The sequence below is a fragment of the Longimicrobiales bacterium genome (assembly GCA_035764935.1).
GTDB lineage: Bacteria > Gemmatimonadota > Gemmatimonadetes > Longimicrobiales > RSA9 > DASTYK01.
In genome coordinates, this window is record DASTYK010000165.1 from 47,706 (window position 1) to 74,111 (window position 26,406).

The 26,406-nt window shown below is 69.0% G+C and carries 24 protein-coding genes; 9 read left to right on the forward strand and 15 right to left on the reverse strand.

Annotation, left to right across the window (positions count from 1 at the left end; genetic code table 11):
- Window positions 1-113 precede the first annotated feature (113 nt).
- Window positions 114-2,006: a sensor domain-containing diguanylate cyclase gene (locus VFU06_14750; protein HEU5210650.1), complete on the forward strand. Its 1,893-nt coding sequence runs from the start codon at window positions 114-116 to the stop codon at window positions 2,004-2,006.
- A 46-nt stretch (window positions 2,007-2,052) separates the two neighbouring features.
- Here the strand turns inward: VFU06_14750 and VFU06_14755 are convergent, their stop codons facing one another.
- From VFU06_14755 to VFU06_14795, 9 genes are all read right to left on the reverse strand, one after another.
- Window positions 2,053-2,889 carry a GNAT family N-acetyltransferase gene (locus VFU06_14755; protein HEU5210651.1) on the reverse strand — a complete coding sequence of 279 codons (837 nt, stop codon included), beginning with the start codon at window positions 2,887-2,889 and terminating at the stop codon, window positions 2,053-2,055.
- Entirely contained in the window at window positions 2,865-4,040 is a 1,176-nt protein-coding gene (locus VFU06_14760; GenBank protein ID HEU5210652.1) for a M20 family metallopeptidase, read from the reverse strand. The genes VFU06_14755 and VFU06_14760 overlap by 25 nt, the downstream gene beginning before the upstream one ends.
- Window positions 4,041-4,044: 4 nt before the next feature.
- Window positions 4,045-5,568: a heterodisulfide reductase-related iron-sulfur binding cluster gene (locus tag VFU06_14765; protein HEU5210653.1), complete on the reverse strand. Its 1,524-nt coding sequence runs from the start codon at window positions 5,566-5,568 to the stop codon at window positions 4,045-4,047.
- Complete coding sequence (locus VFU06_14770; protein HEU5210654.1) at window positions 5,565-6,878, reverse strand: FAD-binding protein; 1,314 nt, start codon at window positions 6,876-6,878, stop codon at window positions 5,565-5,567. The genes VFU06_14765 and VFU06_14770 overlap by 4 nt, the downstream gene beginning before the upstream one ends.
- Window positions 6,875-8,374, reverse strand: a complete 1,500-nt coding sequence (locus VFU06_14775) for an FAD-linked oxidase C-terminal domain-containing protein (GenBank protein HEU5210655.1) — start codon at window positions 8,372-8,374, stop codon at window positions 6,875-6,877. The genes VFU06_14770 and VFU06_14775 overlap by 4 nt, the downstream gene beginning before the upstream one ends.
- Window positions 8,375-8,381: 7 nt before the next feature.
- Entirely contained in the window at window positions 8,382-9,104 is a 723-nt protein-coding gene (locus tag VFU06_14780; protein HEU5210656.1) for an MBL fold metallo-hydrolase, read from the reverse strand.
- Between the two features lie 123 nt (window positions 9,105-9,227).
- The gene (locus VFU06_14785; GenBank protein ID HEU5210657.1) at window positions 9,228-9,698 is read right to left on the reverse strand and encodes a GAF domain-containing protein; all 471 of its coding nucleotides are present in this window, start codon (window positions 9,696-9,698) and stop codon (window positions 9,228-9,230) included.
- A 210-nt stretch (window positions 9,699-9,908) separates the two neighbouring features.
- Window positions 9,909-10,568 carry a cyclase family protein gene (locus VFU06_14790; protein HEU5210658.1) on the reverse strand — a complete coding sequence of 220 codons (660 nt, stop codon included), beginning with the start codon at window positions 10,566-10,568 and terminating at the stop codon, window positions 9,909-9,911.
- A gap of 5 nt (window positions 10,569-10,573) precedes the next feature.
- Window positions 10,574-11,644: a M42 family metallopeptidase gene (locus VFU06_14795; protein HEU5210659.1), complete on the reverse strand. Its 1,071-nt coding sequence runs from the start codon at window positions 11,642-11,644 to the stop codon at window positions 10,574-10,576.
- Between the two features lie 181 nt (window positions 11,645-11,825).
- On the opposite strand from VFU06_14795, the gene VFU06_14800 reads away from it, so the two are divergent.
- Window positions 11,826-13,979, forward strand: a complete 2,154-nt coding sequence (locus VFU06_14800; GenBank protein ID HEU5210660.1) for a S9 family peptidase — start codon at window positions 11,826-11,828, stop codon at window positions 13,977-13,979.
- Window positions 13,980-14,057: 78 nt separating this feature from the next.
- Here the strand turns inward: VFU06_14800 and VFU06_14805 are convergent, their stop codons facing one another.
- Together VFU06_14805 and VFU06_14810 are read right to left on the reverse strand one after the other, a co-directional pair.
- Window positions 14,058-16,733 carry an ABC transporter permease gene (locus VFU06_14805; GenBank protein HEU5210661.1) on the reverse strand — a complete coding sequence of 892 codons (2,676 nt, stop codon included), beginning with the start codon at window positions 16,731-16,733 and terminating at the stop codon, window positions 14,058-14,060.
- Between the two features lie 37 nt (window positions 16,734-16,770).
- On the reverse strand, window positions 16,771-17,106 hold the full coding sequence (locus tag VFU06_14810) for a PadR family transcriptional regulator (protein ID HEU5210662.1): 336 nt from the start codon (window positions 17,104-17,106) through the stop codon (window positions 16,771-16,773).
- 189 nt (window positions 17,107-17,295) lie between these two features.
- Between VFU06_14810 and VFU06_14815 the strand changes: the two genes are divergently transcribed.
- The 7 genes from VFU06_14815 (at window position 17,296) to VFU06_14845 (ending at window position 23,934) form a co-directional block, all read left to right on the forward strand.
- Window positions 17,296-18,537, forward strand: a complete 1,242-nt coding sequence (locus VFU06_14815) for a 4-hydroxy-3-methylbut-2-enyl diphosphate reductase (protein ID HEU5210663.1) — start codon at window positions 17,296-17,298, stop codon at window positions 18,535-18,537.
- Window positions 18,534-19,337: a L,D-transpeptidase gene (locus VFU06_14820; protein ID HEU5210664.1), complete on the forward strand. Its 804-nt coding sequence runs from the start codon at window positions 18,534-18,536 to the stop codon at window positions 19,335-19,337. Before VFU06_14815 ends, VFU06_14820 begins: the two co-directional genes overlap by 4 nt.
- A 162-nt stretch (window positions 19,338-19,499) precedes the next feature.
- The gene (locus VFU06_14825; GenBank protein HEU5210665.1) at window positions 19,500-20,414 is read left to right on the forward strand and encodes a L,D-transpeptidase; all 915 of its coding nucleotides are present in this window, start codon (window positions 19,500-19,502) and stop codon (window positions 20,412-20,414) included.
- A gap of 127 nt (window positions 20,415-20,541) precedes the next feature.
- Complete coding sequence (locus VFU06_14830; protein ID HEU5210666.1) at window positions 20,542-21,414, forward strand: sulfurtransferase; 873 nt, start codon at window positions 20,542-20,544, stop codon at window positions 21,412-21,414.
- Window positions 21,415-21,416: 2 nt separating this feature from the next.
- A complete protein-coding gene (locus VFU06_14835) occupies window positions 21,417-21,962 on the forward strand; it encodes an iron-sulfur cluster assembly scaffold protein (GenBank protein HEU5210667.1) in 546 nt (181 codons plus the stop codon).
- 40 nt (window positions 21,963-22,002) lie between these two features.
- Entirely contained in the window at window positions 22,003-22,218 is a 216-nt protein-coding gene (locus VFU06_14840; GenBank protein ID HEU5210668.1) for a hypothetical protein, read from the forward strand.
- A 72-nt stretch (window positions 22,219-22,290) separates the two neighbouring features.
- Window positions 22,291-23,934 (forward strand): hypothetical protein, encoded by a 1,644-nt coding sequence (locus VFU06_14845; protein ID HEU5210669.1) that lies wholly within the window; start codon window positions 22,291-22,293, stop codon window positions 23,932-23,934.
- Window positions 23,935-24,078: 144 nt separating this feature from the next.
- On the opposite strand, the gene VFU06_14850 is transcribed toward VFU06_14845, so the two are convergent.
- The 4 genes from VFU06_14850 to VFU06_14865 all read right to left on the reverse strand — a co-directional run.
- Window positions 24,079-24,303: a hypothetical protein gene (locus VFU06_14850; GenBank protein HEU5210670.1), complete on the reverse strand. Its 225-nt coding sequence runs from the start codon at window positions 24,301-24,303 to the stop codon at window positions 24,079-24,081.
- A 130-nt stretch (window positions 24,304-24,433) separates the two neighbouring features.
- Window positions 24,434-24,922 (reverse strand): GNAT family N-acetyltransferase, encoded by a 489-nt coding sequence (locus VFU06_14855; GenBank protein ID HEU5210671.1) that lies wholly within the window; start codon window positions 24,920-24,922, stop codon window positions 24,434-24,436.
- 9 nt (window positions 24,923-24,931) lie between these two features.
- A complete protein-coding gene (locus VFU06_14860) occupies window positions 24,932-26,098 on the reverse strand; it encodes an acetoin utilization protein AcuC (GenBank protein HEU5210672.1) in 1,167 nt (388 codons plus the stop codon).
- Between the two features lie 6 nt (window positions 26,099-26,104).
- Window positions 26,105-26,406 (reverse strand): ACT domain-containing protein (locus VFU06_14865; GenBank protein HEU5210673.1); only part of this gene is annotated, 302 nt, incomplete at its 5' end.

A 26,406-nucleotide genomic window follows, 5' to 3' on the forward strand; every position in this document is an offset into this window, starting at 1 on the left:
CACCCGGGCCGGGACTTCTCTTTTGTGAGGGCATTCTGGGTCCGACGAGGGACACCATACCCGCACCCGCAGGTGCAGCCGGAGCCGCGCGCGCGCAGGTCGCTGACGTTCCCGTGCGCCCGGTCGTGCTCACGGCATGCATGTTTGCACTGCTGCTGGCCGTCGCGCTGGCGGTGCGCCTGACTGCGAACGGCACTGTGCTTCAGGGTGGACTGCTCGTTGCCGCGCCACTGCTCACGGTGCTGTTCGCCGTACGCGCAGCGCGGCCCCTGTCCGCTGCGGCCGGTCGCGGCTGGAAGCTCTTTGCAGCGGCCGGCACGGTCGCGGCGCTCTCGGCCGCGGTGCGTCTCGTGGACGCGGAGGGTGGCTGGAGCGACGTCGCCGGCGGCGCCCACCTGTTCGGCTATGCCCTGCTGCTCGCAGCCCTCGCGATCCAGCTCCGGCCGTCTGCCGACGCGCGCCCGGCCGAAAGCATGCTCGACGGCTCGCTGCTCGCCACCGCCGCGTGCGTGCTGGTGCTGCACTGGGCGCCCGGCGCAACGCTGGTTGTCGGCCGCGAAGTGCGCTTCACGATCATCGAGCAGCTGGTTCTGTCCGTGCTCCCGGCCGTCGCGCTGTGCGTGCTCACGCTCGGTGCGCTCATCATGATGCGACGGCCGCTCTTCCTGCCCCGTCTCGCACTCGGTGCCGGCGCCGCCATCCTCTCGTTCGGCGTGCTGCCGGCCGTGCTCGGCCGGGCGCTGTGCTGCGATGGCTCCTCACCCGCCGCATTCGCGGTGATCGGTGGCTGGGGCCTGATCGCGGTCGCTGCGGCCGCGCAGACCGGACGCGACTACCCGGCGGACGAGACGCTGGGGCCTCCGCTGCGCAATGCGACGCCGGTCCTGGTTGCGGGCGTCATGGGTGCGCTCGCGCTGCAGGCGCTGCTGCGGCCCGTGTCTCCCCTCGTCGGTGTCGCAATCGGCCTGCTCGGCGCAATGCTCGCGCTCCGGTCCGCCCAGCTGCTGCGCATGATGCGCAACCTGCCCGCCGAACGGCGCGCACTCGCGCAGAGCCGGGCACTGGTCGACCTCAGCCGTGCCCTGGCGCAGACGCGCGATGTCGATGAGACGCTGGCACTGGTCAGCCGCTGGGCGTGCCAGCTCCTCGGTGCGGACGCCGCCGGGATCGAGCTGCTGGAAGGCGGCGGCAACACGCTGGTCTGCCGCGCAACCTATGGCCTGCCCGACGAACTGATCGGGATGCGCTTCTCGGTCGATGGCAGCTTCTCGGGGTGGGTGACCACGCACGCGCGACCGCGCGCGACCGACAACGTGGATGCGGATCCGTTCGTCAGCCAGGCGAGCCTGCCGTACATCCAGGGCGCCTGCATGGCCGCCGCGCCCATGCGCTACCGCTCGCTGATGCTCGGCGCCCTCACCTGCATCGGCAGACATCCGTTCTCCGCCGAGGACCTCGAGCTCCTCGGCGCGCTCGGTGACCAGGCGGCAATTGCGATCGAGAACGCACGCCTGTTCCAGCAGGTGCACGTGCTGTCCTACACGGACCCGCTCACCGGACTCGCCAACCGCCGTCAGCTCGAGCGGGATATCGGCCGGGAGTTCGCTGCTGCGCGCCGCGGCCGCATGCTGGTCGGCGTGATGTTCGACCTCGACAATTTCAAGGACTACAACGACACCTTCGGCCACGTGGCGGGCGACGCCGCGCTGCGTGCGTTCGGTACCGTGCTCGCGCGCGAGACGCGTGCAATGAACCTGGCCGCACGCTACGGCGGCGACGAGTTCTTCGTCCTGCTGGCGGATGCGACGGAAGCGGAAGCCGCCGTCTTCGTGCAGCGCGTGCTGAGCCGGTACCGCGAAGAGGTGCGGATGCTCGGGCACGATGTGATCGAGGCCGCGGCGGGGTTTGCTGCCTACCAGCCGGAGATGCGCGCGCCGGAGTCGCTGATCGAGGCGGCCGACCGCGCGCTGTACGCGTCCAAGCGGGAGCGCGCGCGCAGTTCCTGACCGCTGTCCGCCAGCACTGCCGGAGCGGTCCCGGTGACTCGAAACGTCAGCCCGTGAAGTCGCGCTCCAGCACGTATGCGCTCACGTGCTCATCCCTGCGCACCAGCTCGGTCACCACATAGCCACGGCCGAGGTATGCCTCGAACGCGGTGCGCGTGCATTCGCGCCACGTGCGCGCCGCGTACCTGTCGCTCGAGCGCACGCGGTCGAGGTCGGCGGGGACGAGCAATGCGATCGCCTCGTCGGTCCTGCCGGTGTCGAGCGCACCGCATGCAGGGATGCCTGCCCGCACCTCGACTGCATTGATCACGGGAAGTGATGCCGCATCGAAGCGGGGGGCGTGCTCGCGCGCGAGCCTGCGCTCGACACGTGCACTGTCCAGGTCCCAGTCCACGATCAGTCGATCCGTGCCGATCACGCCGTGCAGCGGCGAGTCGGACTCGCCGTAGACGTCGCGTTCATAGGTGCGCACGACCCCGCCGAGCCGCACGAGGTTGAGGTGGGCGTTGCGCGACTCGAGCGGCTCGAAGGTCCACTGCGCGAGTGTGACACCTGCGCTGAGCAGCGCCTCGCGCTGCGCGCGCTTGAGCTGCATGCCGATCCCGCGATCACGCACATCCTTCCGCACGGCGAGCATGTCCGACCAGTGGACAGGCCGGCCATCACGCCACCCCGTGACGCCGAAGACGTAACCGACGAGTTCGTCGTCCGAGAATGCGCCGATCAGCACACCCCCGATGCGTCTCGTGAACCACAGCACCGCGTAGGGCACCTTCTCGCTGAAGCCCGGCCCCCATGTCGCCTCCTGCAGCCTGACGCAGGCGCGCAGTTCCTCCGGCGTCTCGAGTGGCCGGATCGTCAGAGCGTCTTCAGCAGACCGCACAGGAGCGCGAGCCGAAAGGGGAGGTCCTCGATGAGTACATGCTCATCGAGCGTGTGCGCGCCCGCACCGCGTGGGCCGAGGCCATCGAGCACTGCGGCACCGACCGAGGCCGCGAGCGAGCCGTCACTGCCGCCGCCGGTCGCGCCTTCGCCCAGTTCCTGGCCGAGCGTGGCAGCGACATCGCGGGCCTTTTCGTAGAGCGCAACGACGCCCGGGGTGCGCACGAGCGGTCCGCGATGCTCCGTGCGACGCACATGGACCTGCGTGCGCGCGTCGTGCGGCTGCAGCGAGAGGAGCGACTTGTGCACGCGCTCTCCCTCTGCCGGCTCCGCGATGCGGACGTCGATCGTTGCCCACGCGTTCGCGGGGATCACGTTGCTCGCGGTGCCCGCTCCCAGCACGCCGACATTGATGGTCGTGCCACGCGCGTGGTCCGCGAGCGCGAACACGTCTACCAGTTGCCGGGCCAGCTCGTGCGATGCGCTGATCCCGAGGCCGGGATCGATGCCGGCATGTGCCGCCTGGCCTGTCGTCTCGAGCCGGTACGTGGCCACGCCCTTGCGGCGCGTCTTCACACCACCGTCCGGCATCGAGGGCTCGGGCACGAGCACCGCCGCAGCCGTGCGCGCATGCTCCTCGATCAGCGCGCGCGAGCTGTGCGAGCCGATCTCCTCGTCGCACGTGACGAGAAAGCGGACTGGCCGCCGCGGCCTTTCCCCGCGCTCGTGCAGCAGCGTCAGTGCTTCGACGAGCAGTGCGGCACCACCCTTCATGTCATACACGCCCGGCCCGATCGCACGCTCGCCCTCCACGCGCAACGCACCGGTACCGAATGCACCCACGGGATGAACCGTGTCGAGATGGGCGAGCAGCAGGACGGGCGCATCGTCGACTTCGCCCCGCACGTCGGCGACCAGGTTCGTGCCCAGGCCCGCCGCCTGGCGCGACGTCACTGTCGCACCGGCGGCGCGCAGGTCGGCCGCAACAGTGGACGCAAGTGAATCGAGCAATGCCGCGTGCGCGCTCGGGCTCTCCTGGGCGACATACGTCCCGAGCCGCGACAGCACGCGCTGGCGCGCCTCGTCCCAGGTCATTCCCAGCGCGGCGGTCACTGCCGCGCGATCGTGGTCCAGCGTTGATGCAGTGCTCATCGGTTCACTCGCCTGTCACTCCCGCACGACGGTAGCTCTCGTCCAGCAACTCGATCGGGTGCAGCACGGGCCGGTCGTCGCCCCGCAACACCAGGCCGGCACCGATCTGCATGATGCAGCCCGGGTTCGGCGTGACGACGACCTGCGCGCCCGTTCGCGCGATCGCGTCCAGCTTGTCGTTGACGATGCGGCCGCCGAGCTCGGGGTGCTGGATGCCGTACACTCCGGCACCGCCACAGCACTCCTCCGCATCCTCCAGTGGCACCAGCTCCAGTGACGGGATCGACGCGAGCACGTCCAGGGGCGCACGCGTGATGCGCTGCCCGTGATGCAGATGACAGGGTGCGTCGTACGTCACGCGCAGCGGCAGCGGTGCTCCCGCGCTCACGCCTCGCTCGACGAGGAACTCGAACAGGTCGCGCACCCTGGTCGAGAAGCGTGCCGCCCGCTCGCGCCATTCGGGGTCGCGCTCGAGCTGCGCCCCGTACTCCTTCATCATGGCGCCGCAGCCGGCAGCGTTCACGATGACGTAGTCGATGCCTGCGGCCTCGTATGCGGCGATGTTGCGGCGCGCGAGGTCGTGCGCGTCACCGAGCTTGCCCGAATGCGCGTGCAGCGCGCCGCAGCATGCCTGTTCCGGCACATCCACGATCTCACAGCCGTTCGCGCGCAGCACGCGCAGCGTCGCTTCATTGACGCGGCCGAACAGGCCGTCCTGGACACACCCGCGCAGAATTGCGACGCGTGGACGCGCGGCACCCGCCACATCCCCCGCCTCCGTCATCTCGCCCATGCCGGTACCCATCGGCACCTCACCGGCACGGGCGTGCGGGTCCGCAAACTCGTAGTTGTCACCGGCCGGGCTGTCGGGCCCCAGCGGTTCGCCCGGCTGCCCCAGCGCGGTACTCTGCACCGGCCCGGTGGACACCGGCTCGCGCTGCTGGTGCTGCAGCCCCGCATCCGACGAGCCGCGCCGCAGTGCAGGCCAGGGCCGCGTCGCTGCGAGCATCGCGAGGCCGGTGCGGACCGTTCCAAACCTGAGCGGCGTCAGCCGCGCGAGCGCGCCGGCCAGCCCACCGGCCCGCAGCAGCCGACCCAGGCCGGAACTGGCAAAGGACGCGCTGCGGTTCGCAAAGCCGGCCAGCAGCATCCTGGTGAGCCAGCCCGTGCCCTGCTCGGCGGCGATCACGGTACGCGCCCGCTCCAGCAGAAAGCCGTATTCGACCCCCGACGGACAGACGGTCTCACAGGCACGGCAGCCGAGACACTGATCGATGTGGCGGGCAAACGCCTCGGAGTCCGCTTCCAGGCGACCTTCCGCGACCGCCCGCATCAGGACAAGCCGGCCCCGCGGCGAGTCCGCCTCGTCACCGAGTCTGGTGTACGTCGGACATGCATTCAGGCAGAAACCGCAGTGCACGCATGCGAGCAGGCGCTCCTCCTCCGCACGCAACACGTCCAGGGCAGTGCCCGTCCGTTCGGCCATCGCGCCCGCGGGCAGCGAGGTCGCAGCGTCGCGGCTGCTCATGGCCACCGGCCCGGTGCGAGGACCCCGGCCGGGTCGAACACGCGCTTCAGGCCGCTTTCCAGCCGCTGCGTGACCTCGTCCCCCGGGGATCGTGCCTGCACCCGCTCCTGCAGCGATGCGGGCGCACATTCCAGCACCACGGTGCCCCCCGCCGCCTCCGTCTGCTCTCGCAGAGCCGTCAGCGGCCCGGCAACGTGATCGAGGTCGAACGCCGCCGACGGCCACAGGCGGACCATTCCGCTGCGTGCGTGCGCGGCCACGTGCCAGTCTTCCAATCTGGTGTCGGACGCGGAGATAAACGAAAGACACCGCTCCAGTACGGCGGGCAGGTCGGAGGACACCCCGGCCACGCGTATGAGCGGACGCGCCTGCAGCTCCAGGCGGGCCAGCCCGTCCCAGGCGGGGCTCGCCAGGTCGCGGTACTCGACCCCTGCCGCGCTCCCGGCGATGCGGACCGCCGCCGCGGTGAGCTCCGCGGGCCCGCCCCGCAGCCGCAGCGCCAGTGTCCAGTCGCGTGGCAGGCCAAGGCTTGCGGCCGTGGCCGGGGCCAGCAGCTCCGCCGCCGCCGCTCCCATATCCTGAAGTCCGACAAGCATTTGCAGAACCGCCGGCAGCTCTCCGGAGAGCGCGAACGAGCGCTCGGCGGCCGGCCGCGCGCGGACGCGCAGCCAGACGTGAGTGATGACACCCAGCGTGCCGCGGCTGCCGGTCAGCAGCCGGACGGCGTCGTAGCCTGCGACGTTCTTGACGACGCGTCCGCCGAAGCGAAGTGACCGGCCGTCGCCGGAAACGGCCTCGATGCCGAGCACGTGATCGCGCGGCGTGCCGGCCGAGGCGCGGAGAGGTCCCGCCGCGGCGAGCGCGATCGTGGCGCCGATCGTTGCGTCCGGGTGATGCGGCGGATCCAGGGTGAGCTCCTGGCCGTGGGCGGCGAGTCGCTGCTGCACGGCGTCCAGGGGAACGCCGGCCCCAGCACCGATCACGAGGTCCGCCGGTTCGCTCTCGAGCCGGCTGGTGAGCCGGCGCGCGGACAGGATGATGTCGGCGGGACGCGCGGGCGCGCGCCCGTGATCCAGCCAGGTGCCGGCACCCGCCGGCTCGACGGTCCATCCTTCCGCACTGCAGAGTGCGAGCACGGCCGCCACGGCGTCACTGTCGTGCGGCGAAACGAGCGCCCGGGGCACGCGACCGTGCACGCGCCACTGTGCGGGCGCCGGCTCGACCGCATCACCACCCGCGGCGCGGCGCAGTGCGTCGAGCATGGCCTCGGCGCCGTGCACGCCGTGCGTCCCGTGCGCTGCCTCGATCACGTGCCGACCTCGGCGTGCACGTGGGTGCCCGGCCCGGCCCATTCACGGCAGACCCGGACGGGCAGGATCTTCGCCGGATTCGCGAGCCCGGTGGGATCGAACACGCGGCGGATGGAGCACATGCACTCGAGGGTGTCGTCGTCGAAGATCAGCTCCATGTACGCGCGCTTGTCGAGCCCGACGCCGTGCTCACCGGTAATCGTACCGCCCATGTCGACGCACGCCTGCATCATCGCCTTGGATGCCTTCTCCACGCGCTCGACGAGCGCCGGGTCGCGCCGGTCGAAGGGGATCGTCGGGTGCAGGTTGCCGTCACCGGCGTGGAACGTGTTGCAAAGCACGAGATCGTACTGTGCGGCGATGCGGTAGCAGGCGGCGAGTGCTTCAGGCAGGCGGCTGCGGGGCACCACGGCATCCTGCACCAGGATGTCCGGCGCGAGGCGGCCCATCGCCCCGAAGGCTTTCTTCCGCGCGTGCCACAGCTTCTGCCGCTCCGCCTCGTCCTCCGCGATGCGCACCTCGCGCGCGCGATGCGCGTTGCAGATCGCCAGCGCGCGCTCCACGTCGGCTTCGACGGCCGCTGCGGTGCCGTCGAACTCGATCACGAGTGCACCCGCCACGTCGGTGGGCATGCCGGCAGCGTAGACGCTCGCCTCGACCGCGATGATCGCCTGTCGATCCACCATTTCCAGCGCGGCAGGCAGCAGACCATCCGCGATGATCGCGCTGACCGTCTGCGTCGCATCATCGATGTCATCGTAGAGCGCGAGCATCGTGCGGACGCGCTCCGGCAGCGGTTCCAGCCGCACCTCGATCTCGGTGGCGATGCCGAACGTGCCCTCGCTGCCGATGAACAGGCCGAGCAGATCGTAACCCTGCTCCCGCCCCGCTCCTCCCAGCCGGACCACCTCGCCCGTCGGCAGGACGACCGTGGCGCCGAGGATGTGGTTCAACGTTACGCCGTACTTGAGACAGTGCGGTCCGCCGGCGTTCTCGGCGACGTTTCCGCCGACGGTGCACGCCGTCTGCGAGCTCGGGTCCGGCGCGTAGTACAGGCCGTGCGGCGTCGCCTGGCGCGTCAGCTCCACGTTCACGACGCCCGGCTGAACGCGTGCGCGGTGATTCTGCGGATCCATCTCCAGGATGCTGTCCATCTTCGCGGTCGAGACGAGCACGGCTCCCCTGAGCGCCAGTGCGCCACCCGAGAGACCGGTGCCTGCACCGCGCGCGACCCACGGGATGCCGGCCTCGTGCAGCACGCGGATCACCGCAGCGGTTTCCGCAGTGTCGCGGGGCGCGACCACCGCACACGGCCGTTCGCGGTACGCCGTGAGGCCGTCCGATTCGTAGACGAGCAGCGCACCGGGATTCCGGATCACGCTGGAGTCGCCGACAATGCCGATCAGCCGGTCCGCGACGTCCGCCGGGAGCGTGACTCGCTCGATCGTGCTCATCGCATGGCTGGGCGCATGTGAGCTGCCATCCGGTTCGTCCATCCTCGACTCATCCGACCTCGACGCCCAGGTAGTCCAGGTACGCCTCGAGTGTCGAGCGTGTCCACGCGCGCAGGGCCGGAGGCACGGCGTCGCCGTACACGGCGTCGACCAGCGCTTCCCGGTCGCGGATCCCCGCGGCCAGGGCCGACCGTACCTGCTCCAGCCGCTCGATCCGGTGCGCCCGGTAGCGCTCGAACGCCCCGGCCGGATCCGTAAACTCAAGTCCGTGAGCAGGATACAGGATCCGAGCACCCAGCGTCCGCAACCGCTCGAGGGAGTCGAGGTACGCCCGGAGATCGCCCCCCTCGGCCGGCGCGACCAGTGCCGTGTCCAGCCCGCCCATCATGAGGTCACCGACGAAGATAGCCGCCGCGTCCGGCCAGTGCAGCGCCACGTGGTCGGGCGTGTGACCCGGGGTCGGCACTGCGCGCAGCTCACCGGCGTCGGTCGGGATCACGTCACCCGCCCCCAGTGTGCCCGCGGCATGGCTGCGGATCTCGGCGCCGAGCAGGCGCGCGAGCTCAGGGGCACCCGCCGCGTGGTCGGCATGCTGATGGGTGAGGAGTATGACGGCGTCGCCGTCACCCACCGCTGTCGCAAGGCTGGCCAGGTGCGATGGATCGGCGGGTCCCGGATCGATGATCGCCACACGGCTGCGGCCGACGACGTACGTCCGCGTGCCGTCGAGCGTCATCGGGGAGGGGTTGGGCGCGAGCAGCGTGCGCAGCATCAGCGGATCGGTGTGACGACCCGGGCGGCCGGGAGAGTCCGTGCGCTGTGAGGACGGGCGCAGCGCGCCCGGGGTGCGTGCTGCAATGGGCCGGCACCGGCAGGCGATGCCGGCCACACCGCCTTAGAGCCGCTCGGCGACGAAGACTTCCGCCAGCTTGTCGGAGATCAGCTCGAGGCTTTCCTGCGCGCTCTTCGTGAAGCAGTCCTTCTGCCGGCAGTCGATGTCGATCTGCCCGAAGATCTCATCCCCGGCACGGATCAGGACCACCAGCTCCGACTTGGTGCGCGGGCTGCACGCCAGGTAGTTGTCGATCGCCGTGACGTCGGGAACGTTCTGGTTCTTCTTCTCGGCGACCGCCGTGCCGCAAACACCCTGGCCCACCGGGATCTTCGCGTGCTCCGTCGACTCACCCATGTAATTGTGCAGCCACAGCTCGTTGTCGCCCTCGTTGAAGAGGTAGACGCCCACGAAGTTGTAGCTGGACTCCGACGCCTTGATCTGCTTCACCGTCTCGCGCAGGATCGCGTCCGAGAGGTACCCCTCGTCGCGCATCTCCTGGATCTTCTTCACCATCTGACCGGCATCAACCATCGTGTCCGAACCTCTGTTGCTGCCCGCGCTCGGCGCGGGCGGATTGTACGGCGCCTGGATGCCTGTTGCCCGGTACGCGCCGCAGCGCACCGGGCGGCAAAGTCCTGTTTCGGGTACTGCGGGCCGGGGCCCCGGGCCCGGGCCGGGGCCTGGAGCGGCGGGTGGCGCTGCGCGCGTCCGCTGTTCCTCGACCCCCGTCATCGCGTGCTTCTAGGCCTGCTCCAGCTCGAGGAGCACGGCGCGGACCGGGGCGCTGTCCGCCTCCGTCAGCCGCAGCGGCAGTGCCACCAGCGAATACCGCCCGGCCGGTACGTCGCTCAGCACGACGTTCTCGATGATCACGACGTCGCCTGCCTGCAGCAACCGGTGCGACTCCAGCGTCTTCGATCCGAACGTGTCGATCGACGGCGACTCGGTCGCGACCAGCTTCACACCGGCATCGGCGCACGCGCGCGCCAGCGCCGGCGTCACTGCCGGGAACGGATCCGGAAACCGGCCCGGCACGAACTGCTCGAAGCAGCGGAACAGCAGCCGCTCTTCTGTGCCCGCGTCGATGCCGTCCAGGAGATCGACGTCGAGCGCCTCGCGGCCACGGGCATCGATCACGCGCGCGCGGCCGATCAGGTGCTCGAGCGGCACGCTGGCCGCGGTCCCGCCGCCGTCCTCGAAATGCAGCGGGCCGTCCATGTGCGTGCCGGCATGCACGCTCAGGCAGAGCGATGCGACGTTCACGCTGTCGCCCCGCTCCCGGCGCATCGTCCAGTCCATGGAGACCTCGCGGTCCCCCGGCCACACCGCAGTCCGCTCGTCGAGCGGCTGCGTGATGTCGTGGATGCGACGGATCCGTGCACCTCCGGAGCCGAGCAACATAACCGTCAGCGGGGCACGAAGTCCACGTCGCCCGCCAGGTCACGGCAGAATGCCGCGATCAGCCTGGCCGCCGCATCCAGGTCCTTCCGGCTGACCAGCTCGTTGGGCGAGTGCATGTACCGGTTGGGCACCGACACGATGCCGGTCGGCACACCCGCGCGCGACAGGTAGATCGCGTCTGCGTCGGTGGACGTGAAGCGGGGCGATGCACTGATCGTGTACGGGATCGACTCGCGCTCCGCCGCGGCGACCAGCCGCTCGAACACGACCGGGTGCGCAGCGGAGCCGCGCGTCAGCACGGGCCCACCCCCGACCCTGTGCTCGCCCAGCTCCTTCTTTTCCATGTCGGGCGAATCGGTCGCGAACGTGACGTCGACCACGATCGCGACCTGCGGGTCCAGCGAGTACGCACTGGTCCGCGCTCCTCCGCCGCTGTAGCCGATCTCCTCCTGGGCGGTCGCGACCGCTGCGACCTGCGCGGCGGGCCGGTCCTGCGCCAGCAGCCGCAGCGCCTCCAGCACGACGAACGCGCCAATGCGGTTGTCGATCGACCGGCTGACGATCAGGTCCTGGTCCAGCTCGAGCAGCTTCTGATCGATGACGCCGGGATCGCCCACGCGCACGCCGCGCTCCAGCGCGCGGTCCTTCTTCCCCGCGCCGATGTCGATCCACAGGTCGGTGATCTTGGACGCCTTTTCGCGCGCGTCCCCCTTGATCAGGTGGATCGGCTTCTTGCCGATCACGCCGTGCACCGGCCCGCTGCGTGTCAGCACGATGACGCGCTGCGCGACGAGCACCTGCGGATCCCAGCCGCCGATGCCTTCGAAGTAGAGGTAGCCTTCATCGTCGACGTGCGTGACCATGATGCCGATCTCGTCGATGTGGCCGGCCAGCATGACACGCGGGTTGCCCTCGGAGTTGAGCAGCGCGACGGAGTTGCCGCTGACATCGGCGCGGACCTCGTCCGCGATGCGGCCGGCTTCCTCGCGCCAGACGGCGGCTGCCGGCGCTTCGAAGCCGGACGGCGCCGGGGTATCGAGCAGCCGCTTCAGGAACTCGAACGAATTGCTGTCCACGGGAACGACGTCTCCTGGAAGATCGGATCAGGGGCGGCCAACGATAGGGCGGAGCGCGGCAGCGACGCAACGGTGGGACAGCAGGCGGCTGATCTGGCGGGCGGCCCCTGTAATCCCTGCGCCCGTGCGGAATTCCGCGGAGCGCGGCATATTCGGGCACCATCCCGAAGGAGAACCAGCCATGCCTGCAGCCGTGCGCCGTTGCCGCTTTCACCTGCTCGTCGTTGCCGCCGGCGCGCTTGCGCCGCTGCCGCTGTCCGCACAGCAGACAACCGTCCAGCCGCCGGTCGCGGAGCGCCGCGCCCATGTCGACACGCTGCACGGCGACGTGCGCAGCGACGACTATTTCTGGCTGCGCGAAAAGAGCGACCCTGCCGTGGCAGCGTACCTGGAAGCCGAGAACGCGTACGCGGAGCAGGTGCTCGAGCCACTCGCGGGACTGCGCGAAGCGCTGTACACGGAGATGCTGGGCCGCATCAAGCAGACGGACCTGTCCGTGCCGTACCGCGACAACGGCTACTTCTACTACGCGCGAACGGAGGAAGGGAAGCAGTATCCCGTGCTCGCCCGCAAGAAGGGCTCGCTCGATGCGCCGGAGGAAGTGCTGCTCGACGTGAACGCGCTGGCCGAGGGCCAGGAGTTCATGTCGGTCGCGTACGAGGAGCCCAGTCCCGATGCACAGCTCCTCGCCTACGGCACCGACTCGACGGGCTACCGACAGTACGTGCTCCACGTGAAGGACCTGCGAACCGGTGAGCTGCTGGACACCCGCGCGGAACGGTTGCGCTCCGTTGTGTGGGCGGATGACAACCGCACGCTCTTCTACACGGTCGAGCACCCGGTCACGAAGCGCGCGTACCGGCTGTACCGCCACGTGATCGGCACGCCCGCGCACGAGCTGATCTACGAGGAGCCGGACGAGCGCTTCGGCCTGTACGTCGGTCGCACGAGCAGCGATGCCTACATCCTGCTCGGCATCGGCAGCCTGACCACGTCCGAGGTGCGCTACCTGCGCGCGGACGATCCGACCGGCGAATGGCGACAGGTCGCGCCGCGCGTGCAGGACCGCGAGTACGACGTCGAGCACCACGGCGACAGCTTTTACATCCGCGTCAATGACGCGGGCCGCAATTTCCGCCTGGTCAGGGCACCCGTCGCCGACCCGGCGGAGTCGAACTGGACGGAGGTGATCCCGCACCGTGACGACGTCATGCTGCAGGGCGTGCAGCTGTTCCGGAACCACATGCTGGCATACGAGCGGGCGAACGCGCTGCCGCGGCTGGTCATCCACGACCTGCGCACGAACACGTCGCACGAGGTAGCGTTTCCAGAGCCGGTCTACTCGGTGTTCCCGACGTCGAACTACGAGTTCGACACCAGCGTGCTGCGCTACAGCTACCAGTCGTTCGTCACGCCCTCATCCGTGTACGACTACGACATGGACACGCGGCAGGCTGCGCTGCTCAAGCGCCAGGAAGTGCTGGGGGGCTACGACCCGGCGCAGTACACGTCCGAGCGCGTCTGGGCGACGGCGCGCGACGGGACGCGCGTGCCGGTTTCCCTGGTGTACAGAAAAGACACGCCGCGTGATGGCAGTGCACCGATGCTGCTCGGCGCGTACGGCTCCTACGGCTCGTCGTCCAACGTGACGTTCAACTCGAACCGGCTCAGCCTGATCGACCGCGGCATGATCGTGGGCACCGCGCACATCCGCGGCGGCGCGGACCTCGGCAAGGCGTGGCACGACCAGGGTCGCATGCAGCACAAGATCAACACGTTCATCGACTTCATCGACGTGGCCGAGCACCTGGTCGACAGCGACTACACGTCCAGTGACCGGCTCGTCATCGAGGGGGGCAGTGCCGGCGGGCTGCTGATGGGCGCGGTCACGAACATGCGGCCCGACCTGTTCAAAGCCGTCATCGCGCACGTCCCGTTCGTCGACGTGATCAACACCATGCTCGACGAGACGCTGCCACTCACGGTGGGCGAGTTCGAGGAGTGGGGCAACCCGAAGGTCGCCGAGCAGTACCGCTGGATCCGGGCGTACGACCCGTACACCAACGTGGCAGCGAAGGACTATCCGGCAATGCTCGTGAAGACCTCGTTCAACGACAGCCAGGTCATGTACCACGAGCCGGCGAAATGGGTGGCGAAGCTGCGCGCCCACAAAACTGACGACAACCCGCTCCTCTTCGTGACCAACATGGCGGCCGGCCACGGCGGCTCCTCCGGCCGCTACGATCGGCTGCGGGAAATTGCCCTGGACTACGCGTTCATGCTGTGGCAGGTAGGGAAGACCGGATCGCGGCCTGGGGTCACGAGCCCGCAATAGAGCTCGGGCCGTGTGGGCCGGCTGGGCCAGCGGGCGCTTCAACCGATGCGCCCCCGCGCCCCGCCGCAGCCGTTGCGACTATTCCTCCCGCAGCGCCTGCGTCGGTTGTATGCGCAATCCGCGACGCGCGGGCCCGGCGGCGGCGGCGAGCCCGACGGCAACCATGAGGGCGGCGACCAGGGGAAGGAGGGCGGCGTGGCTGCCCTCCAGCCCCACGTCGAGTGCGCTGGCGAGCACGAGGCCGACAGCCACACCCACCGCGAGCTGGGCTGCCGTGCGTGCGAAGATCGCGCGCAGCAGCTGTCCGGGCGGCGCGCCGAGCGCCGCGCGGATGCCGACCTCACGGCGTCGCCGCACGACGGCGAACGACGTCATCGCATAGATGCCTGCAGCGGACAGCAGCACGACGCTGAGCGTCGCGAGCATCACGACCAGCGCGATCATCCGCATCAGCCCCTGCTCCTGCTCGATGGCATCGTCCAGGGCGATCGGCTCGTCGATGACCAGACTGGCGCTCGTCTGAGCAGCGATTTCGCGCAGGCGCCGCGTGTACGCCGTCGGATCGATGCCGCGCGTACGCACGATCAGGTTGAATGACCGAGTCGGCGAAAGCGCCCGGTACAGCCGCGGATACTGCTGGTCCTGCATGTCGTTCGTCGGGAAGTCAGGCACGACCCCGACGACTTCCAGCAGCTGCTCGTCCGCGCTCGCTCCGGATCCACCGAGACGAACCGTCCGGCCGAGTACGTCACCACCGCCGAGCACCCGGTCCGCGAAGGATCGGCTGACGATTGCGGTGCGAGCCGCTTCGGCAGCATCACCGGCACCGAATGCCCGTCCCGCCAGGATCGGCTTGTCGAACGCGGCGAAGTAGTCGGGGGCGATCCGGTTGAGGGCAACGCTGTGCCAGACGGTGCCGCCTGCTGAGTCCGTGGATGCACGCCCACTGACGGCCGTCACCGATACCGTGCTCTCCTTGCCAGGCATGTGAAACGCGAACGTCGCATCGGCGACCCGTTGATCGCGGTCGAGCGCCGAGAGAAGCCGCGATGCCGCGTCCGCGAACGCTCCACTTGCCGGTACGTCTGCTTCCGCGGCCTGCGACGCTTCCTGCTCCATGGACACGAACGCGCGCAGGTACTCGTCGGCCTCGTAGCCGGGATCCGCCGTCCCGTAGCGCATCGCCTGCATCGCGCCCTGGAGCGCCAGTGGCAGCACTGCCACCGCGACCGCGACCTGACCCACGATGAGCACCGTCCAGGTCCGTCCGAGTCGGCCGCCCGCGCCGGCGCCTCCGGGCGCGCGCAGCCCCGTCGCGATCCGGCGCCCGGTCGCCTTCAGCGCCGGCACGGCACCCATGATGACCGCCGCGAGAACCGCGAGGCCAGCGGTGTACAGGGCAAGCCCGGGCGTCAGGCCCGGCGTCAGCCAGAACGGCATCTCTCCGGAAAACTCGTTCTGCATCATCGCGCTGATGCGGCGAAGTGCAGCGCTTCCCGCCGCGAGGCCGATCACCGCTGCGAGCAGTGACAGCACGAATGCCTCGGCAAACAGCTGAAAGACAATCCGCCGGCGGCTCGCGCCGAGCGCCGTGCGCACCGTGATCTCACCCAGCCGCGTCGTCGTTCGGGCGTACATCAGAACGGCGACGTTCACGCCCACCACGACCAGCAGCAGCGTGATCAGCGCCTGCCCGAGCAGCAGCGCGCGCGCAATGCCCGGCTTGTCGATCGCGAAAAAGGGGTACGTGTACGGCAGCACCTGCGGCAGGATTCCTTCGTAGACTTCGGGCCATGTGCTCGCCAGCCCATGCCTCACGGTCGCCACTTCGGCGCGCGCACCCTCGAGCGATGCTCCCTCGGCGAGTCGGCCGAAGACCATCACCGGGGGCGCTGCGCCACGTTCGTACGCGCCCGCTTCGAGACGCAGCGGAATCCAGTAGTGGTGGTTGACAGGGAACCGGTAGCCCGGGGGCATGACACCGACTACCGTAAACTCATCGTCGCCCAAGCGGATGCTGCGCCCGACAATCCCCGGGTCACCCCCGAAGCGGCCCTGCCAGGCATCGCCTCCGATTACGACCACGTTGCCGGCCTCGGCCCGCTCGTCGGACGACAGCAGTGGTCGGCCGAGAAGCGGCGGTGTACGCGTGAGCGCGAAGGCTGACGGCGAGATCTCCGCCACCCGCACCAGCTCCGGCGTCGCCCCCTCCTCGAGCAGGTTGCGACGCACGGTGCGGAAGGCACCCAGCTGCTCCACCGAGCTCAGCGACTGCCGCCACGTCTCCAGGTCATGCAGATGCGTCGACTGGTTCGGGTCCTGCCGCTGCGTGTCGTAGTTCTGCAGCATGACCATGCGATCGCCGCCGGGCAGCGGCAAAGCAGGGTTCATCATGCTGCTGATCAGGCCAACCGCCACCGTCGCGACCGTGGTTGCGACCGCCAGACCCAGCCCGCCGACGATCGCCAGACCCGGATAGCGGACCAGCATCCGCACGCCCAGCCGGAGGTCCAGCGACACTCCGCTCAGCCACGCCGTCCCGCGACCGTCCCGCATCTCCTCGCCGTACCGTTCCGTTCCGCCGAATGCGACGAGCGCCCGCCGCCGGGCCTCCTCCCGACTCAGGCCGTCGGTGCGCATCCGGCGCTCGGTCTCCATGTCGACGTGGAAATCGAACTCCTCCCGCATGCGCGCCTCGGCCGCGCCACGCTTGATCAGCCGCAGTCGCGCGCGCGCCGCGTCCAGCCACCTCATCGAACGCCGCTTTGCGGGTCCGAACGTCGTGATTCGTTCATGCGGTCCGCAGCACGGTTTCCAGCGCCGCTGCAAACCGGCGCCAGCTTTTTACCTCCGCACCGAGCATTCGCCGACCGGCCGCGGTCAGCTCGTAATAGCGAGCCCGTCGATTGTTGTCCGTCCTGCCCCACCCGCTCGTCACCAGCCCCTGCTTCTCGAGTCGCTGCAGCGCCGGGTAGAGCGAACCCTGGTTCACCTCCAGCACACCGTCAGAAAGCTGCTGCACCCGCTGGCTGATCCCCCAGCCGTGCATCGGCTCCAGGGACAGCGTCTTCAGCACGAGGAGGTCGAGTGAACCTCGCAGTACGTCCGTCGACGCCCGGTCCGCCACAGCGGTCTCCTGTCGATGTCTTCTGTAGACTTCTAAAGAAAGGATGCTCCAATGACCGTCCCGCGGTCAAGAGCCCTGGAAAGAGCGGCCGACCCGCAGTTCACCCCGACCCAGGCCCCGGGCCCCGGGCCCCGGCCCGCCTCTCCCTTCCAGGTTTCGCCCGCCCAGCCCCGCGGTTACCTTATCTCCATGCAGGAAACGTATTTCCGACGCGGGCTCGGCCTGAAGAAGGAGATCGAGCCCGTCCTTGCCGCCGAGTACCACAGTGCGCTGGTCGAGCAGATCCGCGCGGACGGGTTTCGTGCGACCTTCGGCGACCTGACGCTGCGACTCGCCCAGGACTTCGGCTTCTGCTACGGCGTGGACCGGGCGGTCGACTACGCCTACCAGGCAACGCACAAGTTCCCGGACCGGCGGATCTTCCTGGTCGGCGAGATCATCCACAACCCGCACGTCAACACGCGGCTACGGGAAGCCGGGGTGACCTTTCTCTACCCGACCCGGGCGGGCGTCTTCGACTTTTCCGCGATCGGCGCGGAGGACGTGGTCATCCTGCCGGCGTTCGGCGTGGCGCTGCACGACTTCAAGACGCTGCGCGAGATCGGCTGCGTGCTCGTCGACACGACGTGCGGCTCGGTGCTGAACGTGTGGAAGCGGGTGGAGTCGTATGCGCGCGACGGCTTCACGGCGCTGATCCACGGCAAGTACTTCCACGAGGAAACGCGTGCGACGGCGTCGCAGGTGAATACGCATCCGAACGGGAAGTACATCGTGGTGCGTGACATGGACGAGGCGCGACTGGTCTGCGACTACATCGAGCAGAACGAGCGTGCGCTGGCGCGCGAGACGTTCCAGTACCAGTTCCGTGAGAAGGCGTCGCCCGGCTTCGACCCGGAGACGGACCTCGTGCGGGTCGGTGTCGCGAACCAGACGACGATGCTCGCGACGGAGTCGCTGGCGATCGCTGCAGAGGTCGGGCGCAGCCTCGCCGCGCGGTATGGCGAAGATCATCTCGCGGAACACTTCCGGTCCTTCGACACTATCTGTTCTGCGACGCAGGAGCGGCAGGACGCGGTGCTCGAGATGATGCAGGATCCGCCGGACGTGATGGTCGTGATCGGTGGCTACAACTCGTCGAACACGAACCACCTGGCGCATCTCTGCCGCGAGTACACGACGGCGTACCACATCGCCGACGCGACGTGCATCGACCCGGAGCGGGGCGTGATCCGGCACAAGCCGGAGCTGGCGGCCGATGCCCCGGAGGTGGAGGTCGCGGACTGGCTGCCGACGGGCCCCCTCACGCTGGGGCTCACGGCCGGTGCGTCGACGCCCAACGTCAAGATCGGCGAGACCATTGAACGGATCCTGGCCACGCGGGGGATACCGATCCCGCGGCCGGAGCAGCAGCAGGCCAGAGCAGAACCATGAGCCGACGACTGTCCCCCACCCGCGCAGCGGCCCTCATCGCCGCCGGCTGTGCCGCCTTCGCCCTGGTCCTCCCGGGACACGCGGCTGCGCAGGCGCCGTATCCGGGCGTCGAGATGAGCGAGGCGGTGGCCGAGGCCATCAAGCCGCCCGTGAACCCCGAGTCGCGCCGCGTGCTGTCGCTGGCGGACGCGGACAAGGGCACCAAGGTGCTGGTCTCGACGGAGCAGCGTCGCCTGTGGCTCGTGAGCGGCCGTGACACCCTGATGAGCGTTCCCGTCGCCGTGGGCATGGGGGAGAGCTTCGAGTTCGAGGGGCGCCGCTTCTGGTTCGAGACCCCGCGAGGCAAGCGGAAGGTGCTGTCCAAGCAGCCGAACCCCGTCTGGAACGTGCCCGAATGGCACTACCTGGAGCGGGCCAAGGCACAGGGCCTCGAGGTCGTGAAGCTCTCCAGGGACGACAAGATCGAGCTGGCGGACGGCAGCTTCATCCTGACGATCGGCTCCAACGTCGGGCGGTTGCACACGTCCGGCAACTTCTGGCCGTTCACGCCCGGCAACGAGATCATTTTCGACGGCAAGGTCTTCGTGCCGCCCTTCGGCACCGCCCAGCGGGCCGTGCCGGACGCCCTGGGTCCCTTCAAGCTGGACACGGGCGACGGCTACCTCATCCACGGCACGCACATCTACAACGAGGGCTCCGTTGGCGACGCGGTGAGCCACGGCTGCGTGCGCATGCGCAACGAGGACCTCGCGACGCTCTACCAGGTCGTGCCGGTCGGGACCGCGGTCTACATCTTCTAGTTGCAGGTCCGGGCCTGTCCCGGACCTTGCCTGCTCCTGTCGCTTCCACACCACGCCACGCTGCAGCACTGATCTGGCTGAGTCCCGCGTCCACGGCGTTTTCCGCTGGCATCGCCTCTGCATCACCGTTGCCTTCAGCGGAAATCCCGGAGGATCAGCATCATGTCTTACCCACTGAAGAAGGCGGGCGTCGGCGCGGCGATCGGCCTGTCGGTTCTTCTGATCTCGGCCGGCCTGCGGCAGGCGAGTCCCGGCACACAGCCGGGCGACGCGTATCGAACCGCCCCGCCGGGCGAGCCTTCACGCACATACGTCCTGGCCAGTGACGATCACGTCGTGCCCCCACCGGCGATCGACGGTCCGGCCGATGACGGCACCCGCGCAACACCTGCGGAGGAGCCGCCCCCGGTGCAGCCGGACGTGGCGGGGGACGTCCAGGAGCGGACGCCGGTCGTGGCGGAGGCCCCGGAGGCGAGCTCGCGCATCGTCGTCTCGATCGACAAGCGCTGGCTGTGGTACATCGTCGGCCCTGACACGATCATCAGCGTGCCGGTTGCGGTCGGCATGAACCGCGGCTTCGAGTACGCGGGACGCAGCTTTCATTTCAGCACGCCGCGCGGCACGCGTCGCGTTCTGGCCAAGGAGGAGGCCCCGGTCTGGACCGTGCCGGAGTGGCACTACTACGAGCGCGGTCGCCACCAGGGGCTGGAGGTCGTGAAGCTCGCGCGCGATTCGCGCGTCGACCTGAGCGACGGTACGGTCATCGTCGTGCGGGGTGACGACGTCGGCCGCATCAACCACTACGGCAACTTCTGGCCGTTCACGCCGGGCAACGAGATCATCTTCGACGGCAAGGTCTTCGTTCCGCCGATGGGCACCAACCAGCGGCGGGTGCCGAACGCGCTCGGGCCGTACAAGCTGGACACCGGCAACGGTTACCTGATCCACGGGACGCACATCTACAACGAGGAGTCCGTTGGCCAGGCCGTGAGTCACGGCTGTGTGCGCATGAACAACCAGGACCTCGAGCGGCTGTACTGGATGGTGGAGCCCGGCACGACGGTGGTGATCCGCTAGCCGTGTCCGGCCGCAAAAGCGTTCGCGCGCACCAACCCGTCCTACCGGGGTACACACGGCGGGCCGCCCTCCGAGGCGGGCCCGCCGGTTTGTTCTCCGTACAGATCTGCTCCCACTGGTGAGGCGAATGACGGACGTGAAGGCGATAGACGCGCGCGGCTATGCGCGTCCCGAGGTGCTGGTCAGCACGGACTGGGTCGCTGCGCACCTGGACGATCCGAAGGTCAGACTCATGGAGTCGAACGAGGACGTGCTGCTCTACGAGATCGGGCACATCCCCGGCGCGGTGAAGATCGACTGGGTCGCTGACCTGAACGACGCCCGCACGCGTGACTACGTCGATGCCGGGCAGCTCCAGGCGCTGCTGCGGCGTCATGGCGTGAACGACGACACGACCATCGTGCTCTACGGCGACAAGAACAACTGGTGGGCGACCTACGCGTTCTGGGTGTTCCGGCTGTTCGGCCTGGAGAACCTCAGGATCATGGATGGTGGCCGCGCCCGCTGGGAGCAGGAGGGACGCGACCTGGTGACGGACGTGCCGTCGTACCCGGAGGGCAACGTCCGCATACAGCCGCGCAACGACGACCCGATCCGTGCCTTCCGCGAAGACGTCGAGCAGCACCTCGCGAAGCAGGGGCGCATGGTGGACGTGCGCTCGCCCGAGGAGTACCGCGGCGAGCGGCTGCACATGCCCGAGTACCCGAACGAGGGCGCGATGCGCGGCGGGCACATCCCCGGCGCAAGGAACGTCCCCTGGGGCCGTGCCGTGGATCCCGACACGCACACGTTCAAGCCGGCCGATGAGCTGGCCGCGATCTATCGGGACGAGTGCGGCATCCGCCCCGGCGACGAGGTGATCGCGTACTGCCTCATCGGTGAGCGCAGCTCGCACACGTGGTTCGTGCTGACGTATTTGCTCGGCCAGGAGAACGTGCGCAACTACGACGGCTCCTGGACGGAATGGGGCAACCTGGTGCGTGCACCCATCGAGCGCTGACGATGGACAGGCAGACACGCATCGCACTGCTCGTCGATCACTTCAGGAACCCGCGCCACCGCGGTACGCTGGAGCATCCGGACGTCAGCATGCCGGGCGGCAATCCCGGCTGCGGCGACGTCGTCACGATGCACGTGCGTGCCGCGGATGGCGATGACCGCATCGCCGAGGTCAGCTTCGAAGGCGAGGGGTGCACGATCAGCCAGGCGGCGGCGTCCATCCTGGCGCAGCGCGCCAACCGCAAGCACTACACGTTCGACGAGATCGCGGCCATGTCGTACGAGGAGATGATCGATCTGCTCGGCAGCGACATCGTCGGCTCACGTCCGCGCTGCGCAACGCTGGCGCTCGGCACGCTCAAGGCGGCGGTCAAGCGGATCGAGATGGACCGGAGGCTGCGCGCGGCAGGGCGGAGCGACGAGGAGATCGCGCAGATGCGCGCCGCGATCGCCCAGCAGGCCGGCGGCGGGCTCGTATTCGGTGAGGACGCGGTCGCCGAGGCGCGCGCGGATCAGACGGCCGCGCCCCCGGACCGGGACGTGCTGTAGCCGCCCGGATCTCGACCACCCGCACAAGGAACGACTCACTATGGCGCTCGACTTCGCCCGCGCCGCGGACCTGTTCTGCGGCTCCGAGCAGGAGCTTTCCATGGCGCTGAACATCGATGTGGGCGACCTGCGCCAGTACCGCACGAACCCGCAGCGCGCGCCGAAGCCCCTGCTGCAACGGCTCGGACGTGTCCTCGTCGAACGGGGCAGCGGCATGAAGCGGGTAGGCGAGATGCTTCTCGAGGACAGTCGGTGACCAGCCAGGTTTTTTGCTACCGTGAGCGCCGGCCGGTATTGTGGACCGGCCCACATACCGGGAGGACCCCCTATGAGACTTGCCATCATTCCTGTGGTCGCGCTGCTGGCGGGTGCGTGCGCGGCCGGGGAAGCCGATAGCACAGTGGCCGGCGCGGCGTCACAGGCCGATGCACGGCTTGCTAAGTACACGACTGTACGACTGACCAGCCCGATGGAGGGGCTGACCGCTCGCGACAGACAGGTCGTTGGCCTGCTGATCGACGCGGCGGCCGAGATGGACTCGATTTTCTGGCTGCAGGCCTTCGGCGAGCCCAACTCGCTCCTTGGCTCTCTCGACGACGCGACGCGCCGCTTCGCGCTGATCAACTACGGTCCCTGGGACCGGCTGGCGAACAACGAACCGTTCGTCGAGGGCTACGGGCCGAAACCGGCGGGTGCGAACTTCTACCCGCCGGACATGACCCGCGAGGAGTTCGAGGCGGCCGCGGGCACGGGCAGCGACCTGCGCAGCCCGTACACCATCGTGCGACGCGACGAGACCGGCGGGCTGCGCGCCGTTCCGTACCACGAGGCGTTCCGGCCGCACGTCGAGCGCGCCGCCGCGAAGCTGCGCGAGGCAGCGTCGTACGCGGACGAGCCCGCACTCCGCCGTTACCTCGAGATGCGCGCGGACGCGCTCCTGACGGACGACTACCAGCCGAGCGATTTCGCGTGGCTCGACATGGAGGACAACCCGATCGACATCATCATCGGGCCCATCGAGAACTACGAGGATCAGCTCTTCGGCTACAAGACGGCGTACGAGGGCGTCGTGCTGATCAAGGACCAGGAGTGGAGTGACCGCCTCTCGCGCTACGCGACGATGCTGCCTGCACTGCAGCAGGGGCTGCCGGTCGACGCGCGCTACCGGAGCGAGCAGCCCGGCACGGACTCGGATCTGAACGCGTACGACGTCGTCTACTACGCGGGGGACGGCAACGCCGGCTCCAAGTCGATCGCGATCAACCTGCCCAATGACGAGGAAGTGCAGCTCCAGAAGGGCACGCGCCGGCTGCAGCTCAAGAACGCCATGCGCGCGAAGTTCGACGAGATCCTGGTCCCGATCGCCGACGTCCTGATCGACCCGGCGCAGCGCGACAACGTCACGTTCGACGCGTTCTTCAGCAACGTCATGTTCCACGAGGTCGCGCACGGCCTCGGCATCAAGAACACGGTCAATGGCCGTGGCACCGTGCGCGATGCGCTCAAGGAGCATGCGACGGCGCTGGAGGAGGGCAAGGCCGACGTGCTCGGGCTGTACATGGTCACGTCACTGCAGGAGCAGGGCGAACTCGGCGACGCGGCGCTCGAGGACTACTACGTCACCTTCCTCGCGAGCATCTTCCGGTCCGTCCGGTTCGGTGCCGCAAGTGCGCACGGTCGCGCGAACATGGCACGCTTCAACTACTTCGCGGAGCGAGGCGCCTTCGAGCGCAACCCCGAGACCGGCACGTACAGCGTCGATGTCGAGCGCATGCGCCAGGCGATGAACGAGCTGTCCGAGCTGATCCTCACGCTGCAGGGCAACGGCGACTACGATGGCGTTGGCGCGTTCGTCGAACAGTACGGCAACATCGGGCCGGAGCTGCAGGCCGGGCTCGATCGGGTGAACGCGAGTGGTATCCCGGTGGACGTCGTGTTCGAGCAGGGCAGGTCGGTGCTGGGGCTGGACTGATCAGCGGTTACACCGTGTAACCACGAACGGGCGGCATCGTGATCCTCGATGCCGCCCGTTGTGGTTTCCCACGGCGCCTTGCAGCGTCCACGGTGACTCGCCAGTTCGATGGCGAGTCGGTGCTCCGGCCGCTGGGCCGGCCGGTCAGTGCTCGTGGTGGTCGTGACGCGCGCCCATTGCACGACCCAGCGCCAGTCCCAGCGGCAGGGCAATCGCCGCTGCCCCGACAGCCGCGAAGCGCGGCGCCCAGGCGTGCTTCATGTCCCAGCGCATCTTCGCCAGGCGCGCCGACTTCACCGGGTGCCCGACCATGAACGTGGTGCGCGGCGCCTTCGCGTACGCATATGTCTTGAGCAGATTCCCAACCATGTCTGCCTCCGTTGCGGGTGCTGCGGTCTGCGGCCGGTCCCGGCCGTTCCTGGAGGCGTAAAAGAGCAAGATGCATGCACATACGCGTGCGCCGGGGCGCGCGCGAGCAGGTACGGCTCCTCTCACCGGATCAGGCCAGTACGGCCTCCATCTCGATCTCTGGCGCCCACAGGGACCCAGGGAGCTGCCGGAACCCTGCCTTTTCATAGCTGCGGATGGCCGCGCGGTTCGATGGCTCGACCGAGAGCCAGACGCGCCGGTGCCCGCCATCGCGGGCGATCTGGACTGCGACGACGTTGGCATGCGTGCCGATGCCGCGGCTGCGGATCGACTGGTGGAGAAAATTCGCGAGCTCGACCGTGCCCGGCTCCATCGGCACCAGCATGACGTGGCCGCACACCCGGCCGTCGATCTCGATGAGCAGGTGCTCGCCCGCGCCGAGAACACGGTCCAGCCAGCGGCGGATCTGCTCGATCGACCGGGGCGGCAGTCCCTGGGCGCCACGCTTCGGCTCGAAGCCGTCGTACATGGCTTCCAGGGCGGTCCGGTCCGCCGGCGCGTATGGCCGCACCGTGAACGGTGCGCCGTTCCTGTCTTCGAGCACGATCGGCAGCTCCACGCGGTTCGCCTAGAAGCCGAGGCCCCAGCCGGTGAGATGCGGCATCACTGCACGACGCACGGATGCCAGCGTCCTGGCGTTGGTCTCGATGGCCGCCGCGCGACGCTCCGACGGCAGAAAGGCATCCGGCGGATCGCGCAGCAACGACGGCACGATCTCGCCGCACTCGAGGCGCAGCATGCGCAGGAAATCCTCGGGTATTTCGTCGGGCGCGTCGATGCCGTTGAGGGCCGCCCAGACCAGCGTCCATGCGCGCGGCACGACCTTGTAGATCGCGTAGCCGCCGCCGCCGGTCGCGACGACCCGGCCACCGCAGTGTTCATCCGCGACCTCGCATACCAGGCGCGTCATGCGCTCGAACAGCCCCGTGGTGCAGCGCAGGTGCGTGAGCGGGTCGAGCACGTGCGCATCACAGCCACACTGCAGCACGATCACGTCCGGCTGAAATGCCTTCGTGATGTCCGGCACGAGCGAGCGGAACGCCGCCTCGAACGACTCGTCCTCCGTGTGCGCATCGAGTGGCATGTTCACGCTGTAGCCGTGACCATCCCCCTCGCCCAGCTCCTCGACGAAGCCGGTGCCCGGGAACAGGAATGCGCCGCTTTCATGGAATGACAGCGTGAGTACATCCGGATCGTCGTAGAAGATCCACTGCACGCCATCGCCATGGTGCGCATCGTAGTCGATGTAGAGCACGCGCGCGCCGTGCTCCTTCTGCATCCAGCGGATCGCAACGGCGAGGTCGTTGTAGACGCAGAAGCCGGCGCTCTCGGCACGGCGGGCGTGGTGCAGCCCGCCCGAGATGTTGAACGCGCGCTTCACGCGTCCGCTCATGACCAGCTCCGCGGCCGTGAGCGTGCCGCCGACGATGTGCGCCGCGGCGTCGTGCATCCCTTCGACGATCGGGACGTCGTCCGTGCCCAGGCCGAACCGATCAGCGCCGGGAAAGGATTCACCGGCGGAGGCCCGCTTCACCGCATCCACCAGCTCCGGTGCGTGGGCAAGGAGCAGGTCATCGTCGGTCGCGCGGCGCGGCGGCACGATCTGGCTGTCGTCGAGCAGGCCGAGCCGGCGGATGAGTTCGAGCGTGAGCTGCAGGCGACGCGGATTCATCGGATGCGTCGCATTGAAGCGGTACGACGCGAGCGCGTCGTCCCACACGAACGCTGTCTGCAACCGGTGCTACTCCGGCCAGGAGGTAACGACGCCGCGCGTGGGCGAGTGCCCGTCCGACGGCTCGAGCGGACCGTATGCCTCGATCTCCAGCGATGGCCAGCCGATCGTGTAGCCCAGGCGGCGCAGCGCGTCGATGATGCCCGTCGGATTCACCGTCTGCAGGTGCATGATCGCGATGGAGTACTCCTCCTTCGTCGGCGCGAGCACGAGCCCGGTGATATTGACGCGGTGCTCGATGCCGATCACGCGCACCACACGGGCCAGCTCGCCCGGCCGATTCTCCATGCGCACTTCAATGCGTGACGACG